Source organism: Sulfuricella sp., from assembly GCA_041651995.1.
GTDB lineage: Bacteria > Pseudomonadota > Gammaproteobacteria > Burkholderiales > Sulfuricellaceae > Sulfurimicrobium.
This window is the reverse complement of sequence record JBAZID010000011.1, coordinates 24,440-43,906: the sequence shown is the minus strand read 5'-3', so window position 1 is coordinate 43,906 and position 19,467 is coordinate 24,440. Positions and strand designations below refer to the sequence as shown.

Below are 19,467 nucleotides of genomic sequence, written 5' to 3'. Positions count from 1 at the left end.
CCATGATTCTTGCCGCCGGGCGCGGCGAGCGCATGCGCCCGCTCACGGACATTACCCCCAAGCCGCTGCTGGAAGCCGGTGGCAAGCCGCTGATCGTATGGCACATCGAGAATCTCGCCCAAGCCGGGATTCGTGAACTGGTCATCAACCATGCCCATCTCGGCAGCCAGATCGAGGACTTTCTGGGTGATGGCAGCCGCTACAACGTAAGCATTCACTACTCCCCGGAAGCCGAAGCACTCGAAACCGCAGGCGGCATCGCAAATGCGCTGCCCCTGCTTGGCCACGCGCCTTTCCTGGTCGTCAACGGAGATGTGTTTTGCGATTTCGACTATGGAAAGCTGTGCCGCAAGGCAGCGCAGATGAATCAACAGACTGCCTGCCTGGTCATGGTGGATAACCCGCCCCACCACCCCGCGGGCGACTTTTTCCTGGATGGCGAAAAAATACGCGCGCAGGGCATGCCCCTGCTCACCTTCAGCGGCATTGGCCTCTATTGCCCGCAACTGTTCAGCGCCATTCCCCGTGGAAGCAAAGCCAAACTGGCACCTCTATTGCGCGAAGCCATGGACTGCGGCAAAGTGGGGGGCATGCACCATCATGGCCGCTGGGTGGACGTGGGCACGCCGCAGAGACTTGCCGAGCTGGATCAGGAAATAAGGGAAAATTGATGCAGGCCAGGAAACCCATTCTAATCACCATCAGCATCTTGGCACTGCTGGCGTGGTTAGCACTCACTCTGACCCAGAAGCCGGCAGCGCCATCCCTTTCCCTGACCACACTGGAAGGCCAGCAGATATCCCTCGACAGCTTGCGCGGCAAGGTGGTACTGGTCAACTTCTGGGCCACCAGCTGCCCCGGATGTATCAAGGAAATGCCTCAACTGGTTGAAACCTGGCGCCAGTACAACAAGCGCGGACTGGAGGTGATCGCTGTGGCAATGAGTTACGATCCGCCGGAATATGTGCGCAATTACACCCGCCGGAATGCCCTGCCTTTCAGCATTGTGCTGGATACAGACGGCAAGGCGGCTCATGCCTTCAATCAGGTTAAACTCACGCCTACCACCTTCCTTATCGGGAAGGATGGGCATATCCTCCAGCAAACCCTGGGTGAGCTGGATTTTGTCAAACTGCACGCGCTACTGGAACAACAGCTAGGAGCCTCTGATTAGTCAAACGCGGATCGTGTTTGACGCGACTGGAAGCCCAATCAGGAGAAGCCACATGATGACCACGTTGAAAAAGCATTTCGTTTACCAGGCCGATTACCAGCACTGGGCCAACGACGCCCTGTTCGCGACAGTAGACGTACTCGACGAAGCAGCGCGCCAGGGAAATCAGGGCATGATGTACGAAAACATCCACAAAACCCTCAACCACATCCTGCTGGTGACACGCAACTGGATGCTGCGTCTCAAGGGCGGCAGCCTGGACACAGGCCGGGAAGAGCTTTATGTGGCTGACTGGAAAGAACTCAAGAACGCGCTCCGGCTCGAGTTACGTGAAATGCAACGCTGGCTGGAAGCACAGCCGGAAGACTTCTTTGACGAGCAGATAAGCTATATCAACACGCAGGGCCAACCCCAACAGATCTGGGTACGCGATGCGCTCACCCACATCATGACCCACGCCGCCCACCTGCGCGGCCAGATCACCGCCGTGATTGTGCGCCTTGGCGCGCCAGCCCCGCAGATAGACTTTATTTTCTACAAACGCGAAATGGAAAAGAGTCTGGAAAACCTGCGCTCGGGCAACAAGCCCTGAATATCAATAGTCACTCTGCCAGCAAGGGTTCGACCAGCGCCTTGAGCCGGGCATAATGAACCTGGCCGCTGACCTTGTGACGCACCACGCCCCGTTTGTCGATCACGAAAGATGTCGGCAGACGGCTCACCCCGCCAAATGCCGCGGCGCTTGACGCATCCCCCATCGCCACCGGGAAGTGATAGTTCTCTCTGGCCATGAAATCAGCCACTGTGGCCGCATCATCATCCTGGCTCAAAGCCAGGATCTCGAACCCCTGAGCACGATAATCAAGATAGAACGCCTCCATCGCCGGCATTTCATGGCGGCAATATGGACACCAGGTTGCCCAGAAATTCACCAGCACCACCTTGCCGCGCAAATGCTCCATGCTCGCCACGCTTCCGTCCAGCAAATGGACCTGCAGTGCGGGGACCGGCTGATCGAGATCGCTGACCCAGGCCGGTGGCCGAAACCACACGTAAACAATGGCACCGAGCAGCAACAGGGTCCAGACATCCGGGCGCCATTTTCTGGCCGTGAAAAATGTACGCCAACTTTTCACAACAAAACCTGCTTGAGGCAGGAATCAGGCATCAGCACGAATGATGGCAGCGGCACTGCCAGAGCTGTCAGCAAGTCGGATTCAATAATCAAGAGGCGGGTTTGGAACATGTAAACCATCAGGGCGTATAATTTGCCCCCATCTTACCGCACAAGCGCATACCCCCCATGCTCTGGATTAAAGCCTTCCACATCATTTTTATTGTTTCCTGGTTTGCCGGACTGTTCTATCTTCCCAGGCTGTTCGTGAATCACGCCATGGACGTGGATGCCGCAACAGCAGAGCGCCTGACCCTGATGGAGCGCAAGCTGTACCGCTTCATGACCCCGCTGGCCATTCTGGCGCTGACACTCGGCACCTGGCTGTGGCTGGGTTATGGATTCAGTGGCGGCTGGCTGTATGCCAAGCTGGCGCTGGTGGTGGTTCTGATCATTTACCACCTCTACTGCGGCAAGCTGGTGGAGGATTTTGCCCGGCAGCGCAATCGCCGCAGCCATGTCTTCTACCGCTGGTTCAACGAATTACCCGTGCTGATACTGAGCGCATCGGTGATTCTGGTGGTGGTCAAGCCGTTTTAACCGAGACAATCCATTTAAGTCAAAACATTGCTGTAGGAGCGGCGCCCTCGCCGCGATTTGCGATTGCATTCGCGGCGAGGGCGCCGCTCCTACATGCACAAGCATTCCAATGGACAATCCGGGTTTAACGAACGGATTCCGCCACCCGTGCTTGTCAGGTCTGATAGAGCTGCTTGATTAGCTCCCCGTAGCGCGCCTCTACCGCGCTGCGCCGGACTTTCTGGGTCGGCGTGAGAAGCCCGTTCTCTATCGTCCATGGCTCCTTGACAGCAATCACACGGCGCACTCTCACGTAGCGGGGAAAGGCTTTCAATCGGGCGTTGGCGCGCCGGACGAGAATTTTCTCATCCTCCTCCTGGGTAACGGCCAGCAAGGAAAAGAAAGGTTTCCCTTCGCCAACCAGCATCACCTGCTCAAACAGCGGATCATCAAGAATGGCAATTTCCACATCCTGGGGCGATGCTTTCTCGCCGTTGGAAAGCACCAGAATATCCTTGCTGCGCCCCCTGATGATGATCTTGCCATCCTGCATTTCGGCCAGATCGCCGGTATTGAGCCAGCCATCGGCAGCAAGAATTTTTGCTGTCTCTTCCGGATTGTTCCAGTAGCCCAGCATGACAGAGGGTCCGCGTACCAGCAGTTCACCCGCTGCGTTGATGCAGGTTTCGACCTGTGACAGCGGCGCGCCAACGGTTACCGGATCATTGTCCCATTCACGATTTGCCGCCACCACTGGCGCCGCCTCGGTAAGGCCGTAACCTTGAATCATGTTGAGCCCAAGCCCAATGAACGTGCGTGCAATGCGCAACTCCACCTTTGCCCCGCCCACCACGGCAAGGGCCAGGCGCCCGCCCAGGCGTATCAGAACCGGCCTGGCCACCATATGGTGCAACAGGGCATACAGCATTTTTTCCAGCCGGCCGGCCCGGCCCTTGAAACGGCGCCAGCCGAGATGAACGGTAAGGCGGAACAGGACCCGCTTTACAAAGGATTCGGATAGCGATTTTTCCAGCCGCGCCAGAAAGCGCTCGAACACCCGGGGAACTGCAATCATCACCGTGGGCCGGTGATGAGCAAGGTCCTCGCCGATCTGCTGGATGCCACGCGCATAGGCCACTCTGATGCCCGCCGCCAGCGGCAGGTAATAGCCGCAAGTGCGCTCGAACATATGCGACAGGGGCAACAAGGAAAGCAGGCTGTCTTCACCATGCAGGTGCACCACCTCGCTTGAGGCCGAAACATTTGCCAGAATATTGCCATGCGAGAGCATGACCCCTTTCGGACGGCCGGAAGTGCCAGACGTGTAAACAATGGTGGCCAGCACCTCTGGTGCAACCGCCTGAACCTCGAAATCCGGCGTAGCCGCGGGCGGCAGCCAGTTTGCCAGCGCAATGCCACCTGCCGCCCCATCCAGCACGCATACGACAGGCGGCAATTCGGATGCACATGCCTGCAGCGCCTGAAACTGGCGCGCGTTCTCCAGCACCAGAAAACGCGCGCCCGAATCGCGCAGGCACCAGGCCATGTTTTCAGCGTTATCATCCAGATACAGCGGCACCACCACCAGCCCCAGCCCCAGGGCAGCCATATCCAGCGCCACCCAGTTCACGCCGTTTTTCAGGCACAGCGCCACCCGGTCACCGGCCAGCAAACCTTCCCGGCGCAGCGCCTGCTGCCAGCGCGCGGCTAACCGGACCACCTCAGCCGCAGAGTAATCGCGCCATGCGCCTTCCTCGAACTGGCTGTAGAGAATCCGGTCCGGCGTGGAAAGATGTTGGGCGAGTAGTTGAGCTAAATTCATAAAGCTTTTTACCACGGGGTACACGGGGGTAAGAAGCAATAAGTTTTCCCCGTGCTCCCCGTGTGTCCCGTGGTTGCATCGTCCTTGAAATCACAGGCAGCTGGATAGTGTATATTCCTGTTTCCTTCATCACCAGATTTTCGCATCATGTCTGAACATTTTTTTGCCCCTTGTCCACGTGGACTTGAAAGCGCGCTGGCAGCCGAACTGGAAGCGCTTGGCGCATCCGGGGTGCAAGCCACTGACGGCGGTGCCGGATTCAGCGGGCCATTCGAATTGTGCTACCGCGCCAACCTGGAAAGCCGCATCGCCAGCCGCATCCTGTGGCGCCTGGACAGTGGCCGCTACCGCCGAGAGGAAGACATTTACAAGGCTGCCTACGCGCTGCCCTGGCAGGACTGGTTCGACAGAACATGCACCATCATGGTCAAGGTCAGCGCCAAGCGCTGCCCCCTGCAAAGCCTGGACTTCATCACCCTGAAAATCAAGGATGCGGTTTGCGACAAGTTCCGCGACCAGACCGGCGAACGGCCAAGCATAGACACTCATGAGCCGGATCTGCGCATCCACGCCTTTCTCGAAGAGGAAAATTTTGCACTTTACCTCGACACCTCCGGCCCGGCGCTATTCAAGCGCGGCCTGCGCCGTTCATCCGTGGAAGCCCCGCTGCGCGAAAATCTTGCGGCAGGCATTCTGCACCTCTCAGGCTGGAAGCCGGGTGAAACCTTACTCGATCCAATGTGCGGCAGCGGCACTTTCCTCATGGAAGCGGCGCAAATGGCACTCGACATCGCCCCTGGCCTGGGACGCGAATTCGCCTTCAGCAAACTGCATCGCTTCGATGCCCAGGCCTGGGCAAAACTGCGCCAGGATGCCGAGGCACGACGCAAGCCGGTACAGTTCTGCCATATTTACGGCAGCGATTTATATGGCGACGTGCTGAAAGTGGCGCGCGAGAACCTTGAAACCGCCGGTCTGCTGGATGCAGTACAACTCAAGCAAGGCAATCTGCTGGAAATGCCTGCACCCGCACCAGAAGGCGTGCTGGTGACCAACCCGCCCTACGGCGTGAGAATCGGCGAACAGGAAGAACTGGCCGCCATGTACCCGGAACTGGGCCATGCATTGAAGCAGCGATTCACCGGCTGGCGCGCCTATTTTTTCACCGCTGATTTCCGCCTGGCGAAGCTGATCCGGCTTTCCGCGTCACGTCGCATACCGCTTTTCAACGGCCCGCTGGAATGCCGCCTGTTCGAATACAAGATGGTCGCGGGAGGAATGCGGCGGGAGAAACCGGTGAACGATAGGGGTGAGGGGTGAGGGGTGAGGGGTGAGGGGTGAGGGGCAAACCCAGGTTCGGTGCATGCTTGGGGGTTTGACTTTCCGCCTCACCCCTCACCTCTAACCCCTCACCTGATTTACACGATGCCAAGATGATCGATACCAGACATGAGATCCTTGTCCTTGGACTCCTGCCCATGCAGCTTGATCTTGAGGCGCAGGTCGTTGACCGAATCCGCGTTGCGCAAGGCGTCCTCGTAGCTGATCAGGCCTTCCTCATACAAAGTGAACAGCGACTGGTCGAAAGTCTGCATGCCCAGTTCGCGCGAGCGGCTCATGACATCCTTGATCTCGTGCACATCCCCCTTGAAAATCAGGTCCGAGATCAGCGGTGAATTGAGCATGATCTCGATCGCGGCGGCACGGCCCTTGCCCTCTTTCATCGGGATCAGGCGTTGCGAAACAAAGGCCTTGAGGTTGAGGGACAAATCCATCAGCAACTGGTCACGCCGCTCTTCCGGGAAAAAGTTGATAATCCGGTCCAGTGCCTGGTTGGTGCTGTTGGCATGCAGAGTGGAGAGGCACAGGTGGCCGGTCTCGGCGAAAGCAATGGCGTAATCCATGGTTTCGCGGTCGCGGATCTCGCCGATCAGGATCACATCCGGCGCCTGGCGCAGGGTATTTTTCAGCGCAGCAAACCAGTTATCGGTATCCACGCCGACCTCGCGCTGGGTCACGATGCAGTTCTTGTGGTCGTGCACATATTCCACCGGGTCCTCGATGGTGATGATGTGACCAAAGCTATTTTCGTTACGGTAACCCACCATCGCCGCCAGCGAGGTGGATTTACCGGAGCCCGTGCCGCCGACGAAAATCACCAGACCGCGCTTGGTCATGGCAACATCCTTGAGCACTTCGGGCAGGCCAAGCTCCTCGAATTTCGGAATCTTGGCCGTGATGGTGCGCAGGACAAGCCCCACGCGCGACTGCTGCACAAAAGCGTTAACCCGGAAACGGCCGATATCCGGCGGGCTGATGGCGAAGTTGCATTCCTTGGTGGACTCGAACTCGGAAGCCTGTTTGCTGTTCATGATCGCCATCGCCAGTTCCTGCGTATGCGCAGGCGTCAGGGTCTGGTTGGATACCGGCGTCACCTTGCCATCGACCTTGATGGCAGGCGGAAAACCGGCAGTGATAAACAGGTCGGATGCCTTCTTGCTGAGCATCAGCCGCAGCAGATCGTGCATGAATTTCTGTGCCTGTTCGCGTTCCATATTTTGTCCTCTTTATCGAACCCTCTCTCCCTGCTCTCTCCCGGGGGAGCACCCGGAAGGAGTGTCCCCGCCGGGATTGGCGGCAAAGCCGCTCAATCCGGCGAGAAGAGGGGCGCGGGATCGCTTTGTGATTCTGGTTATCAGCCGCCGAAACTGTCTTTGTTCATGGCCTTGGTGCGGGCTTCGTTCGGCGCCACGACATTGCGTCGCACCAGATCGGTCAGGCACTGGTCGAGCGTCTGCATGCCGAGGTTCTGGCCGGTCTGGATGGCGGAATACATCTGGGCGATCTTGTTTTCACGGATCAGGTTGCGGATCGCCGGCGTGCCGACCATGATTTCATGCGCGGCAACCCTTCCACTGCCATCCTTGGTTTTCAGCAGGGTCTGGGCAATGACCGCGCGCAGCGATTCGGACAGCATGGAACGCACCATTTCCTTTTCCGCGGCAGGGAACACGTCGATGATCCGGTCGATGGTCTTGGCCGCAGAGCTGGTATGCAGGGTACCAAACACCAGGTGGCCGGTTTCGGCCGCGGTCAGGGCCAGTCGGATCGTTTCCAGGTCGCGCATCTCACCCACCAGGATGATGTCCGGGTCTTCACGCAGCGCCGAGCGCAGTGCATTGGAAAATGACAGGGTATGCGGCCCGACTTCGCGCTGGTTGATCAGGCAACGCTTGCTTTCATGCACGAATTCGATCGGGTCTTCCACCGTCAGGATGTGGCCGTACTCGTTTTCGTTGATGTGGTTGATCATCGCCGCCAGGGTGGTGGACTTGCCGGAACCGGTTGGCCCGGTCACGAGCACGATACCGCGCGGCTGGTCAGCGATGTCCTTGAAGATGGGCGGACAATTGAGCTGTTCGAGCGTCAGCACCTTGGAGGGAATGGTACGGAAGACCGCTGCCGCACCCCGGTTCTGGTTGTAGGCATTGACGCGGAAGCGGGCCAGGCCGGGAATCTCGAAGGAAAAATCGACCTCGAGGTTTTCCTCGTAGAACTTGCGCTGGCCGTCGTTCATGATGTCGTACACCATGCCATGCACGCCCTTGTGATCCAGCGAATCGACGTTGATGCGCCGGACATCGCCGTTGACGCGGATCATCGGGGGCAGTCCCGCGGAGAGGTGCAGGTCGGAGGCCTTGTTCTTGACCGAGAAGGCGAGTAGATCCGAGATTTCCATTTATAATCCCCCAAGTGCGGCCACATGACCGCATGACCGAATAGAATAAGGTCATTATGACAACAATCATAAGCGCCTTGCAAGCCGTTAAACAGCGCATTGAAAGCACGGCCTTGCGGGCAGGAAGAGTACCACAGGACATCCGTCTGCTTGCGGTCAGCAAAACCTTTCCCGCGGAAGCAGTACGGGAGGCTTTCCGGGCCGGGCAAAACGCGTTCGGCGAGAGTTACGTGCAGGAAGCCGTGGGCAAAATCGCGGCGCTCTCCGATTTGCCGCTGGAATGGCATTTCATCGGCCCCTTGCAGAGCAACAAGACACGCCTGGTTGCCGAACATTTCAGCTGGGTGCACAGCGTGGACCGGGAAAAAACCGCCGACCGCCTGTCCTTCGCCAGACCCGCGCAACTCCCCCCGCTGCAAGTGTGTCTGGAAGTCAACGTAAGCGGCGAGGCCAGCAAAGGCGGGGTTGCCCCACAGGAGCTGGAAGCCCTGGCAGCCCATGTACGCACCTTGCCGCGCCTGCAACTGCGCGGGCTGATGGCCATTCCCGCAGCGACGGAAAATGCCGCTTTGCAACGCCAGCAATTCCGGGCAGTGCGCGAATTGCTCGACCAGCTGAATCGCAAGAACTTCCAGCTCGACACCCTGTCCATGGGCATGTCAAATGATCTGGAAGCCGCGATTGCCGAAGGCGCCACCATCGTCAGGATAGGAACGGCGATATTCGGCGCCCGGAATATGCGCAGATAGATAGAACCTTAGCCAGTGCCACCACTATAATAACCCCTTCATTGCCATAAGCAGCCGAACCCGCCATGTCAGATAGCCACCAAAACGCCCCGCGCGAAAGCGTTCAGGAAAGCCTGAAGCGCGTGGTCGAGCTTTTGCACAAACATGAGCTGGTGGAGTCGCTGGTGAACAAGCAGGATATGCCGCGCCACGATCTGGTGCAGCAACTGGTGCACAAGCAGAATCTGGCGGAATTGCAGAATACGCTGGACGCACTGCACCCAGCCGACGTCGCCTACATTCTCGAAGCGCTGCCGCTCGATCAGCGGCTGGTGGTTTGGGAACTCGTGCGGGCGGACCGCGACGGCGACATCCTGCTGGAAGTATCGGACGCGGTTCGCGAATCGCTCATCGCCACCATGGACACCGCCGAATTGCGGGCTGCGGCGGAACAGCTGGATACCGACGAGATCGCCGACCTTGCCGCCGACCTGCCGCGCGAAGTGATCGAAGAGCTGTTCAAATCGCTGGACAAGGAAGAACAGGCTCAACTGCAATCAGCCCTGTCCTATTCGGAAGGCACCGTGGGTTCGCTGATGGATTTCGACATGGTCACCATACGCGAAGACATCAGCCTGGAGCAGGTGCTGGCGGATTTGCGCAAACTTGGCGAACTGCCCAGCCATACCGACAAACTGTTCGTCGTGGACAACAAGGAAAAGCTGCGCGGCATACTGCCCCTGAAACGCCTTTTGCTGCACAACCCGGAAGCGCTGGTCTCGGCAGCCATGTCGGACGTCCCGGTGGTTTTCAACGGCAACGACAAGGCAAGCGATGCCGCGTCCGCCTTCGAGCGCTATGATTTGGTGACGGCGCCGGTGGTGAATTCCTACAACAAGCTGGTGGGGCGCCTGACCGTTGACGAAGTGATGGACTTCATCCGCGAAGAGGCGGAGAGCGATGTACTTGCCATGGCCGGCTTGCGCGAAGAGGAAGACATGTTCGCCTCGGTATGGAAATCCATGCAAAACCGCTGGACCTGGCTGGCCATCAATCTGGTGACCGCCTTTATCGCCTCGCGGGTGATCGGCGTGTTCGAAGGCTCGATCGAGAAAATTGTCGCCCTCGCGGCGCTGATGCCCATTGTCGCGGGCATTGGCGGAAACTCCGGCAACCAGACTATTACCATGATCGTGCGCGGCCTGGCGCTGGGGCAAATCCACCCCAGCAGCATGCGTAAACTGTTTATCAAGGAAATTGGCGTCAGCCTGGTCAACGGCCTGATCTGGGGCTCCATCCTTGGCCTGCTGGCCTACGCCCTGTACCAGAATGCGGCACTGGGCGCGGTCATGACTGGCGCCATGATTCTCAACCTGCTGCTGGCGGCCAGCATGGGCGTTTTCATCCCCCTGGCGATGCACAAATTCGGGCGCGACCCCGCTGTGGGGTCAAGCGTGCTGATTACCGCCGTCACCGATAGCGGGGGCTTCTTCATTTTCCTCGGCCTCGCCACCCTATTCCTGCTGTAGCGCATTGTTGCGCTTGTCGCAGCCAAAAGAACCGCCGGGTTGCCCCGATGCCGGGTGCGGCTCAGCCTTCATCCACCATTTCCGGGGTAAGATTGCACATCATCCCGCGAATCGCCTTTTCCATCAGCACCATGCCGGCGTGCGGCTGATCGAGGCCCGCATTGAAATAAAGAAATTCAAATACCTCATCCGCCTGCGCCACTGGCGCCAGCACGGTGATCACCTCTCGTTCCACATAGAACGGCGCATTATTGCCGCGCCTGCTGTCGACACCCGCGCCTCGTGCGTGATGCACAAAGCCGCTGTACACCCCTTTTTGCTTGCGCAGATCATCGAGCACCTCCTTGCCCTTGCCCGCAGGCAGGAAACAGGTGATCACCTTGTAAGATTGCAGCAAACCGGCATCACTCATGGCTGGCAATCCGGGCAACCAGATCATGCGGCACATGCGTTGCCATTTTTTCCAGATGGGTCATGTAAATCATTCCCATGCCGGGCGTATCGAGCTTGGCGGCAACGAATATCCGTTCGAAAATCCGGTCGGCCTGGTCAGTGGAAGCCACGATATACACCACTTCCTTTTCCGCATTGACCGCCACGCCAAGCACGCCCAGGTGGCGCTGGCGCACCCCGGTGCCGCGCGCATAGAAAATCGTCGCGCCCTGCGCCCCGGCCTTCTGGGCGGCCTGCACCACCGTATCCGCCACGCCACGCTGGACGATGACGGTAATCAGCACGACATCGGTCAATACAATGATGTCTTCATTCATCCGTGATTATCCATTTGTGACAAAACACCGCTGTGGGAGCGGCGCCCTCGCCGCGATTTGCGGCCAAATTCGCGCCGGGGGCGGCGCTCCTGCATGCCCATGCATTTAACCTAGAAACCTCAGTTCGATAACCACGGAGGGCACGGAGGGCACGGAGAAAGGCAGTTTGCGGTCATTTATGGCCTCACCCAACGGGTGAATGCCAAATATCATGCAATCTATGGTTTTTACTCCGTGTGCTCCGTGAACTCCGTGGTTAATTGCTTTTTATAGGTTTAATGGCCGATCTGGGTTCACCCGTGGTTTGTCCTTTCCATAGCCATACGACGCCTCTTCACCCGCCAGCGAATCCACAGCCCGGTCAGGAGCACGCTTAGAATCGGCCCGACCGAAGCCATCGCCAGGATGCCGAACCCATCCTGTGCGCCAACCGCCTTGCCCAATCCCAGTCCCAGGGCCAGAACCAGTGGCACGGTCACCGGGCCGGTGGTCACCCCGGCGCTATCCCAGGCCAGATTGACAAATTCCTCACTGGAAATCACCGTCAGGGCGAGGGCCAGCAGATAGGACGGGAGAATGAGCAGCACAATCGGGATTGCAAAAATCACCTTTGCCACGCCCAGGGCCACACCCAGGCCCACCCCCACCGCCACCGCATGCATCAGCAGTGTTTTGGTAAAAGCGCCATCGGTCAGGTTCTGTACCGTGACGCCCATGGCATTCAGCGCAGGTTCCGCCAGCGTGGCGCCAAAGCCGAGCAGCAGGGCAAACAGCAGGGCAAGTCCGATGCCCATCCAGTATGGATACAGCGGCGAACCCTGAATGTCCGGGAAAGTGGCAAAAGCGGCCGGCACCATCCCGCCCGCCTGTCCGCCCAGGGGCGTCAGGCCGTAATCCAGGCCAATATTGAAAAGCATCATGCCCAATACCGCCAGGGCGATGCCGTACAGCAGGATTTTTCCTTCCTTCACCGGGCTCTTCAGCCACCAGTGCTGCACCAGCCAGAGGAACAGGGTCAGCGGCAGAATGGCGCGCAGCGCAGCGATGATGTCATCAAAAGGGGAACGCTCATACCATGCCGTCTTGGCGGTAATTTTCAAAGCGCTATCCAGCACCGGAAAATCGCCCAATGAAAGCGCCAGGCCAAGCGACATCACCGCGATGGGCGGGAACAGCGAGGCCAGGGTGACAATACCGAAACCGGAAAGCGGGTTGTCTTCCTTGCTGGTGGCGGCAGACACGCCAATCCCGATGGCCAGTACCAGCGGCACCGTCACCGGTCCCGTGGTGATCGCACCGCAATCCCAGGCCAGCCCGATGATCGGCTCCAGCCGGCCATCCAGGGAGAAAAACAGGGTCATGCCGAGACATGGCACCAGGGTGGCGATAATCAGGGATTTGAGGCTCCAGCCGAAAATGAAACGCAGCACCCCGGCCAGAACGGCCAGGCCGACCCCGAAGCCCACCGATAACACCAGCAAATCCGAGCGCTCATTGAGCAAAAGATGCAAATATGGCGTTTCATCGCGGCTCACCAGACTGCCGGCCGCCCTGAGCGCACCGATGGCCGGCTCGGCAAGCGTGGCCATGAAACCCAGCACGAAGGCTACACCCAGGACCATCGGGGTGGAAAACTTGCCCGGCATGGTATAGCCGATATTCTCGCTGAATGGCATGAGGCCGCGCTTGACCCCTTCCATGAACAGCATCAGGCCAAGGATCACCGCCGCCATGCCCAGGGCAATGCCTTCCCAGCCGCTCACCGCCGAATCCAGCACAGCAACCTCGAAGAACACCAGAAACGCTGCCAGCGGCACGACTGCCATCAACTGTTCGGCAAAACGCACGCCAATATAGGGGGCAAGGAGACGATAAAAATCGCGCGGACGCAATTTGGTTTTACGCGGAGAGCGCCGGGTATGCGCGACAACTTCGTTGTAGCTGAGCTTGCGCTGCCGGTGCCGCACTGCGCCGAGATAATCACCGTAACGGAGTTTTTTCGCCATGAGTCTGATTATCCCGGATTATCTCCATTAGGGAGACGCTGATTTATTTCACAGTCCCGTCATCTCCCCACTGGGATTCCTGGCGCCAAAACACCGCCGTGGGAGCGGCGCCCTCGCCGCGATTTTTGCTTACATTCGCGCCGGGGGCGGCGCTCCTACCGCACATGCATTCCAATAAACAATCCGGGATTATAGCCAGAGCAAGGCGGAAGATTAAACCGGAATTGCAGGTCCGGTATTAATTCGGGGGTTGCTTACTTTACCTTTGCCGCGTTGACCTCGCTGGCCCGCTCGCTGGCAGCCAGCTTGTCGAGCACGCCGTTGACGTACTTGTAACCATCCGTTCCGCCAAAACACTTGGCCAGTTCGATGGCTTCGTTGATCACCACGCGGTAGGGGATTTCCAGGTGATGCACGAACTCGTAGGTCGCCACCAGCAGGACGGCGCGCTCAACCGGGCTCAGGCTTTCCATGGGCCGGTCGAGGCAGGGCTGGAGCTTGCTTTCCAGATTGGTCACATCCTTGATTGCGCCATGGAGTATGGCGGAAAAATGTTCCCCATCGATCTTTTCGAATTCTTCGTGCTCGCGCAGCTGAGCTTCGATTGTTTCCACTGCGTCGCCAGTAAGCTGGCGCTGGTAAAGCCCCTGAACAGCGAGTTCGCGCGCTTTGCGGCGGTTTTTTTTCATGTAGAGCCTATTTAAATTTTCTTCAGCAGATTAACCATCTCAACCACCACCCGCGCCGAATCGGCGCCTTTTTCCGCCATGCGGGCCAAGGCCTGTTCCTCGTTTTCCACAGTCAGGATAACGTTGGCGATGGGCATGCCGCTGTCCAGCATAATGCGGGTCACGCCGCTGCCGGATTCGTTGGCCACCAATTCAAAGTGGTAGGTCTCGCCGCGAATGATCGCGCCAAGGGCCACCAACGCGTCGAATTTGCCGCTTTTCGCCATCTTTTGCAGCGCCAGCGGAATTTCCAGCGCACCGGGCACGCTCGCCAGGTAAATATCTTCCTTGGCCACGCCCAGCTTGAGCAACTCGGTCACGCAGGCGCCCAGCAACCCCTCGCACACGTCGATATTGAAGCGGCTCATGGCGATGCCGATTTTCAGGCCGGCACCGTTCAGGTCGGGATGGAATTCAGGCAGTTTGTTGGAAATTCCCATTATCAGTTTTCCTGTTTCGGTTCGTAATAGCCAGTCACTTCCAGGTCGAAGCCCGTCATGCTCGGCATCTTGCGCGGCAGCGAGAGCAGACGCATTTTGGTGACATTGAGGTCGCGCAGGATCTGTGCGCCGATACCATAATTGCGCAAATCCACCTTGGCAGGGGCTTTGGGTTCGCTGCGCTGGATGCGCGCCAGCAGGCTGGCAGGGGACTCACCGCCGCGCCGCATCAGCACGATCACGCCCTTGCCCGCATCGGCCACGGCCTGCATTGCCTGGTGCACGCTGAAGGAATGCTCGAAACTGGTGGTGTCGATAAAATCCATCACCGACAGCGGCTCATGCACGCGCACCAGGGTTTCCTCTCCAGCCTTGATCTCGCCTTTCACCAGCGCCAGATGCACTTCGTTGGCGGTCTTGTCGTGATAGGTGACCAACTGGAATTCACCGTAGGCTGTCTGCACGGCTTTCTCCGCCACGCGCTCCACCAGGCTTTCGGTCTGGCTGCGGTAGTGAATCAGGTCGGCGATGGTACCGATCTTGAGATCATGTTTTTTGGCATATTCCAGCAGGTCGGGCAGACGAGCCATTTCGCCGTCTTCCTTGAGAATCTCGCAAATCACCGCGGCTGGTTCCAGCCCGGCCAGCGCAGCCAGATCACAGCCCGCCTCGGTATGCCCGGCACGCACCAGCACGCCGCCATTCTGCGCCTTGAGCGGAAAAATGTGTCCGGGCTGCACGATGTCATTCACGCTTGCATCCTTCTTCACCGCCGCCAGCACGGTCTTGGCGCGGTCGGCGGCGGAGATGCCCGTGGTTACGCCTTCCGCCGCCTCGATTGAAACGGTGAAATTGGTGCCCAGCGGCGCCTTGTTGCTCGACACCATGAGCGGCAGGTCGAGCTGGCGGCAGCGCGCCTCGGTCAGGGTCAGGCAGATCAGGCCACGGCCATGCCTGGCCATGAAATTGATGGCTTCCGGGGTGACGAATTCGGCCGCCAGCACCAGGTCGCCCTCGTTCTCGCGGTCTTCCTCGTCCACCAGGACGACCATCTTGCCGATTTTGAAGTCGGCGATTATGTCTTGTATCGGGCTTATATTCATATATTTATCCTTAAAACTAAATCTTAACCACGGGGATCACGGGGAAGGCAAGAGCGTTTGAGCCTGGGAATCCGTTCTCATAACGAATATTTACCCAATACTTCATAGTCCTCGATTTTACCCTGTGTACCCTGTGTGCCCCGTGGTTAACTGATTTTTCCAGGTTTATTCGTCCTTGCCGTAACTCAGCATGCGTTCCAGATAGCGCGCCACCAGGTCGACTTCCAGGTTGACCGGTTTGCCGGCGCGCAGATGTTTGAAATTGGTGGCTTGAATGGTGTGGGGAATCAGGTTGATGCTGAAGTCCTCGTCTTTCACCCAGTTGACCGTCAGGCTCACCCCGTTGACCGTGATCGAGCCCTTGTGGGCGATATAGCGTGCCAGGGCTTTGGGGGCGCGGATCACCAGTTCGTGCGACTCGCCCACTGGCGCGAACTTCACCACTTCGCCCACGCCATCCACGTGGCCGCTCACCAGGTGCCCGCCCAGCCGGTCGGACAGGCGCAGCGCCTTTTCCAGGTTGACTTCGCCGGGCTCGCCCAGCCCTGCGGTGCAGTTCAGCGTTTCGCGCGAGACATCGACCTGGTAGCCATTGGCGGTTTTCTCGATCACCGTCAGGCATACACCGTTGGCTGCGATGCTGTCGCCCAGCGCCACGTCGCTCATATCCAGGCCGCCCGCGTCGATGGAGAGGCGCACGCCCTGCTGCAAGGGTTCGATGGCGGTGATTTTCCCCACCGCCTGAATGATGCCGGTAAACATTATGATTTTTCCTTAATAAAACTCGCGCAGCGATACAGCGTCCCTCTCTCCCTCTGGGAGAGAGTTAGGAGAGAGGGGAACGGCCTTGGCCGTCAAACGCGCCGTAACGCGCATATCGCACCCGAGCATGCGTACATCCCTGAGGTCCAGTTCCAGGCGCTGCTCCATCGCCCCGATTTCCGGCAGGCCGAACATGCCCTGTGCCTTGTCGCCAAACAGCATGGGCGCCAGATACATCACCAGCTCATCCACCACACCGGCCTGCAGCAGCGCACCGTTGAGCCCCTTGCCCGCTTCCGCAGTCACTTCGTTGCAGCCCCGCCTGCCCAGTTCGCGCAGCAGTTGCACCAGGTCGATCCGGCCCTGCTGCGCCGGCAGCACCAGCACCTCGGCGCCGGCATCCTGCAAGGGCCGGATCAGAGCCTCGTCTGCGCAACCGGTCACGACCAGCGTTTTCGCGCCCTGCAAAATCTTCGCGTTCGGCGGCATGCGCAGTCCGGCGTCCACCACCACCTTGAGCGGCTGGCGCGAAGTCTCGACCTCGCGCACATTGAGCGCGGGGTCGTCCGCCAGCACCGTGCCGATCCCGGTCAGCATGGCGCAGGAACGGGCGCGCAGGCGGTGCGCATCGCGCCGCGCATCCGGCCCGGTGATCCATTGGCTGACGCCGTTATTCAGCGCCGTCTTGCCGTCCAGCGTGGCGGCCACCTTGAGCCGCAGCCAGGGCCGGCCACGCTCCATGCGCGAGATGAAACCGGCATTCAGTTCGCGCGCCTCGTTTTCCAGCAGCCCGCAGGCGGTGGGAATCCCCGCCAGTTCCAGCATGGCGATGCCCTGCCCGGACACCATGGGGTTGGGGTCGCGCATCGCCACCACCACCCGTCCCGCGCCCGCCCTGATCAGCGCCTCCGCGCAGGGCGGGGTACGGCCGTAATGGCTGCACGGCTCAAGCGTGACATACACCGTCGCGCCCCGCGCGGCTTCTCCGGCCCGTTTCAGGGCATGGACTTCGGCGTGCGGCTCGCCCGCGCGCTCGTGCCAGCCTTCCCCCACTACCTTGCCGCCTTGCACGATCACGCATCCCACGCGCGGATTGGGCGTGGTGGTGTAAAGCCCCTGCTGCGCCAACTGCAGTGACTGGGCCATATAAGCATGGTCGGCGGCGGAAAACACGGAAGCTATTTGTCCAGGTCCTTGATCACGTCGCGGAAGTCGTCCACGTCCTCGAAGCTGCGATACACCGAGGCAAAGCGGATATAGGCCACCTTGTCGAGCTTGCGCAGTTCGTTCATCACCATTTCACCCACCTTCAGGGAAGGGATTTCGCGCTCACCCAGGCTGAGCATTTTCTGCTCGATATGCTGGATGGCACCATCCACCAGACTGGTGGAAACCGGACGCTTGTTGAGGGCGCGCATGAAGCTGGTGCGGATCTTCTCGCGGCTGAACTCCTCGCGGCTGCCATTCTGCTTCACCACCGCCGGCATCCTGAGCTCCGCTGTTTCGTAGGTGGTAAAACGCTTCTCGCAGCTCGTGCAACGACGGCGGCGGCGCACGCTGACGCCTTCCTCGCTGATGCGCGAATCAATGACCTGGGTATCGGCTTCGCCGCAGAAGGGGCATTTCATTGAGCGGGTGAGGAGTGAGGGGTGAGGAGTGAGGAGTAAACCCCAGCCTCCTCACACCCCACGCCTATCTCGTCAAGCGCCATACACCGGAAACTTCGCGCACATCGCCTTGGCTTCGCTGGCCACGCGTGACAGCACGGCTTCATCGGTGGGGGCGGCCAGCACATCGGCGATCAGATTGGCCAGATGCTCGGCTTCGATCTCCCTGAAGCCGCGCGTGGTCATGGCCGGGGTGCCGAGGCGGATGCCGCTGGTGACGAAAGGTTTTTCCGGGTCGTTGGGGATGGCATTCTTGTTTACCGTGATGTGTGCCTTGCCCAGCGCAGCTTCGGCTTCCTTGCCAGTCAGCTTCATGGCACGCAGATCGACCAGGAAAACATGGGACTCGGTGCGGCCCGAGATGATGCGCAAGCCACGTTCGGTAAGCACCTTGCACATCACCAGCGCATTGGCGAGCACCTGCTCCTGGTAATGCTTGAAGTCCTTGCCCATGGCCTCGCGGAAAGCCACCGCCTTGCCGGCGATGACGTGCATCAGCGGCCCGCCCTGCAAGCCGGGGAAAATGGCCGAGTTGATGGCTTTTTCGTGCTCCGCCTTCATCAGGATAATGCCGCCCCTCGGGCCCCGCAGTGTCTTGTGGGTGGTGGAAGTGACCACGTCGGCATGCGGCACCGGGTTGGGGTAAACGCCGGCGGCGATCAGCCCTGCATAGTGCGCCATATCCACCATGAAAATTGCACCAACAGTCTTGGCCACCTTGGCGAAACGTTCGAAGTCGATCTTCAGTGAATAAGCCGATGCGCCGGCGATGATCAGTTTCGGCTTGTGCTCATGCGCCAGCGCTTCCATGCGGTCGTAGTCGATTTCTTCCTTTTCGTTCATGCCATAGGCGACGACATTGAACCACTTGCCGCTCATGTTGAGCGCCATGCCGTGGGTAAGGTGACCGCCCTCGGCCAGGCTCATGCCCATGATGGTGTCGCCGGGTTTGAGGAAAGCCATGAATACGGCCTGATTAGCCTGGGAGCCGGAGTTGGGCTGCACGTTGGCTGCCTCGGCGCCGAACAGTTTCTTGACGCGATCAATCGCAAGCTGCTCGGCAATGTCGACATACTCGCAACCGCCGTAGTAGCGCTTGCCGGGGTAACCCTCGGCGTACTTGTTGGTCAGCACCGAGCCCTGTGCTTCCATCACCGCCGGGCTGGTGTAGTTTTCGGAGGCAATCAGTTCGATGTGGTCTTCCTGGCGCTGGCGTTCCTGCTCGATCGCCTTCCACAGATCGGGATCATCCTTTGCAAGGGTATTTTTTGCGCTGAACATGGTGGCCTTTCACTCGGCTTTGGAA

21 protein-coding genes are annotated in these 19,467 nt (G+C 59.3%); 7 read left to right on the top strand and 14 right to left on the bottom strand.

Translation table 11 applies throughout. The features are described 5' to 3' along the window. The first annotated feature begins 2 nt into the window (after positions 1-2). From WC392_12485 to WC392_12475, 3 genes are read left to right on the top strand one after another with little or no spacing between them, the layout of a single operon-like run. A complete protein-coding gene (locus tag WC392_12485; GenBank protein MFA5243182.1) occupies positions 3-671 on the top strand; it encodes a nucleotidyltransferase family protein in 669 nt (222 codons plus the stop codon). Beyond that, positions 671-1,174, top strand: coding sequence for a TlpA disulfide reductase family protein (locus WC392_12480; protein MFA5243181.1), 504 nt, complete (start codon positions 671-673; stop codon positions 1,172-1,174). The genes WC392_12485 and WC392_12480 overlap by 1 nt, the downstream gene beginning before the upstream one ends. 52 nt (positions 1,175-1,226) lie before the next feature. After that, a complete protein-coding gene (locus WC392_12475; protein ID MFA5243180.1) occupies positions 1,227-1,766 on the top strand; it encodes a DinB family protein in 540 nt (179 codons plus the stop codon). Between the two features lie 10 nt (positions 1,767-1,776). Here the strand turns inward: WC392_12475 and WC392_12470 are convergent, their stop codons facing one another. Then, the gene (locus tag WC392_12470) at positions 1,777-2,310 is read right to left on the bottom strand and encodes a TlpA disulfide reductase family protein (protein MFA5243179.1); all 534 of its coding nucleotides are present in this window, start codon (positions 2,308-2,310) and stop codon (positions 1,777-1,779) included. A 167-nt stretch (positions 2,311-2,477) separates the two neighbouring features. On the opposite strand from WC392_12470, the gene WC392_12465 reads away from it, so the two are divergent. Next, positions 2,478-2,888: a CopD family protein gene (locus WC392_12465; protein ID MFA5243178.1), complete on the top strand. Its 411-nt coding sequence runs from the start codon at positions 2,478-2,480 to the stop codon at positions 2,886-2,888. 154 nt (positions 2,889-3,042) lie between these two features. Here the strand turns inward: WC392_12465 and WC392_12460 are convergent, their stop codons facing one another. Further along, complete coding sequence (locus WC392_12460; protein ID MFA5243177.1) at positions 3,043-4,689, bottom strand: AMP-binding protein; 1,647 nt, start codon at positions 4,687-4,689, stop codon at positions 3,043-3,045. Between the two features lie 147 nt (positions 4,690-4,836). Between WC392_12460 and WC392_12455 the strand changes: the two genes are divergently transcribed. Then, complete coding sequence (locus WC392_12455; GenBank protein ID MFA5243176.1) at positions 4,837-6,009, top strand: THUMP domain-containing protein; 1,173 nt, start codon at positions 4,837-4,839, stop codon at positions 6,007-6,009. A gap of 98 nt (positions 6,010-6,107) precedes the next feature. Here WC392_12455 and WC392_12450 read toward each other — a convergent pair whose 3' ends face one another. Beyond that, positions 6,108-7,244, bottom strand: coding sequence for a PilT/PilU family type 4a pilus ATPase (locus WC392_12450; protein ID MFA5243175.1), 1,137 nt, complete (start codon positions 7,242-7,244; stop codon positions 6,108-6,110). A gap of 140 nt (positions 7,245-7,384) precedes the next feature. Next, positions 7,385-8,428 (bottom strand): type IV pilus twitching motility protein PilT, encoded by a 1,044-nt coding sequence (locus WC392_12445; GenBank protein ID MFA5243174.1) that lies wholly within the window; start codon positions 8,426-8,428, stop codon positions 7,385-7,387. Between the two features lie 56 nt (positions 8,429-8,484). Between WC392_12445 and WC392_12440 the strand changes: the two genes are divergently transcribed. Next, the gene (locus WC392_12440; protein MFA5243173.1) at positions 8,485-9,177 is read left to right on the top strand and encodes a YggS family pyridoxal phosphate-dependent enzyme; all 693 of its coding nucleotides are present in this window, start codon (positions 8,485-8,487) and stop codon (positions 9,175-9,177) included. Positions 9,178-9,242: 65 nt separating this feature from the next. Continuing rightward, entirely contained in the window at positions 9,243-10,685 is a 1,443-nt protein-coding gene (gene mgtE / locus WC392_12435; GenBank protein ID MFA5243172.1) for a magnesium transporter, read from the top strand. 61 nt (positions 10,686-10,746) lie between these two features. On the opposite strand, the gene WC392_12430 is transcribed toward mgtE, so the two are convergent. From WC392_12430 to glyA, 10 genes are all read right to left on the bottom strand, one after another. After that, a complete protein-coding gene (locus tag WC392_12430) occupies positions 10,747-11,097 on the bottom strand; it encodes a hypothetical protein (GenBank protein ID MFA5243171.1) in 351 nt (116 codons plus the stop codon). Then, a complete protein-coding gene (locus WC392_12425) occupies positions 11,090-11,455 on the bottom strand; it encodes a P-II family nitrogen regulator (protein MFA5243170.1) in 366 nt (121 codons plus the stop codon). The genes WC392_12430 and WC392_12425 overlap by 8 nt, the downstream gene beginning before the upstream one ends. A gap of 293 nt (positions 11,456-11,748) precedes the next feature. Next, on the bottom strand, positions 11,749-13,461 hold the full coding sequence (locus WC392_12420; GenBank protein ID MFA5243169.1) for a DUF1538 domain-containing protein: 1,713 nt from the start codon (positions 13,459-13,461) through the stop codon (positions 11,749-11,751). Between the two features lie 254 nt (positions 13,462-13,715). Further along, positions 13,716-14,150: a transcription antitermination factor NusB gene (gene nusB / locus WC392_12415; GenBank protein ID MFA5243168.1), complete on the bottom strand. Its 435-nt coding sequence runs from the start codon at positions 14,148-14,150 to the stop codon at positions 13,716-13,718. Between the two features lie 11 nt (positions 14,151-14,161). Next, positions 14,162-14,629, bottom strand: coding sequence for a 6,7-dimethyl-8-ribityllumazine synthase (gene ribH, locus WC392_12410; protein MFA5243167.1), 468 nt, complete (start codon positions 14,627-14,629; stop codon positions 14,162-14,164). A 2-nt stretch (positions 14,630-14,631) separates the two neighbouring features. Next, a complete protein-coding gene (gene ribBA, locus WC392_12405) occupies positions 14,632-15,732 on the bottom strand; it encodes a bifunctional 3,4-dihydroxy-2-butanone-4-phosphate synthase/GTP cyclohydrolase II (protein ID MFA5243166.1) in 1,101 nt (366 codons plus the stop codon). Positions 15,733-15,897: 165 nt separating this feature from the next. Next, on the bottom strand, positions 15,898-16,494 hold the full coding sequence (locus WC392_12400) for a riboflavin synthase (protein ID MFA5243165.1): 597 nt from the start codon (positions 16,492-16,494) through the stop codon (positions 15,898-15,900). Between the two features lie 12 nt (positions 16,495-16,506). Beyond that, the gene (ribD, locus tag WC392_12395) at positions 16,507-17,667 is read right to left on the bottom strand and encodes a bifunctional diaminohydroxyphosphoribosylaminopyrimidine deaminase/5-amino-6-(5-phosphoribosylamino)uracil reductase RibD (GenBank protein ID MFA5243164.1); all 1,161 of its coding nucleotides are present in this window, start codon (positions 17,665-17,667) and stop codon (positions 16,507-16,509) included. Between the two features lie 5 nt (positions 17,668-17,672). Then, the gene (nrdR, locus tag WC392_12390; GenBank protein ID MFA5243163.1) at positions 17,673-18,122 is read right to left on the bottom strand and encodes a transcriptional regulator NrdR; all 450 of its coding nucleotides are present in this window, start codon (positions 18,120-18,122) and stop codon (positions 17,673-17,675) included. Positions 18,123-18,194: 72 nt separating this feature from the next. After that, positions 18,195-19,442 carry a serine hydroxymethyltransferase gene (gene glyA / locus WC392_12385; GenBank protein MFA5243162.1) on the bottom strand — a complete coding sequence of 416 codons (1,248 nt, stop codon included), beginning with the start codon at positions 19,440-19,442 and terminating at the stop codon, positions 18,195-18,197. Between the last annotated feature and the right edge of the window lie 25 nt (positions 19,443-19,467).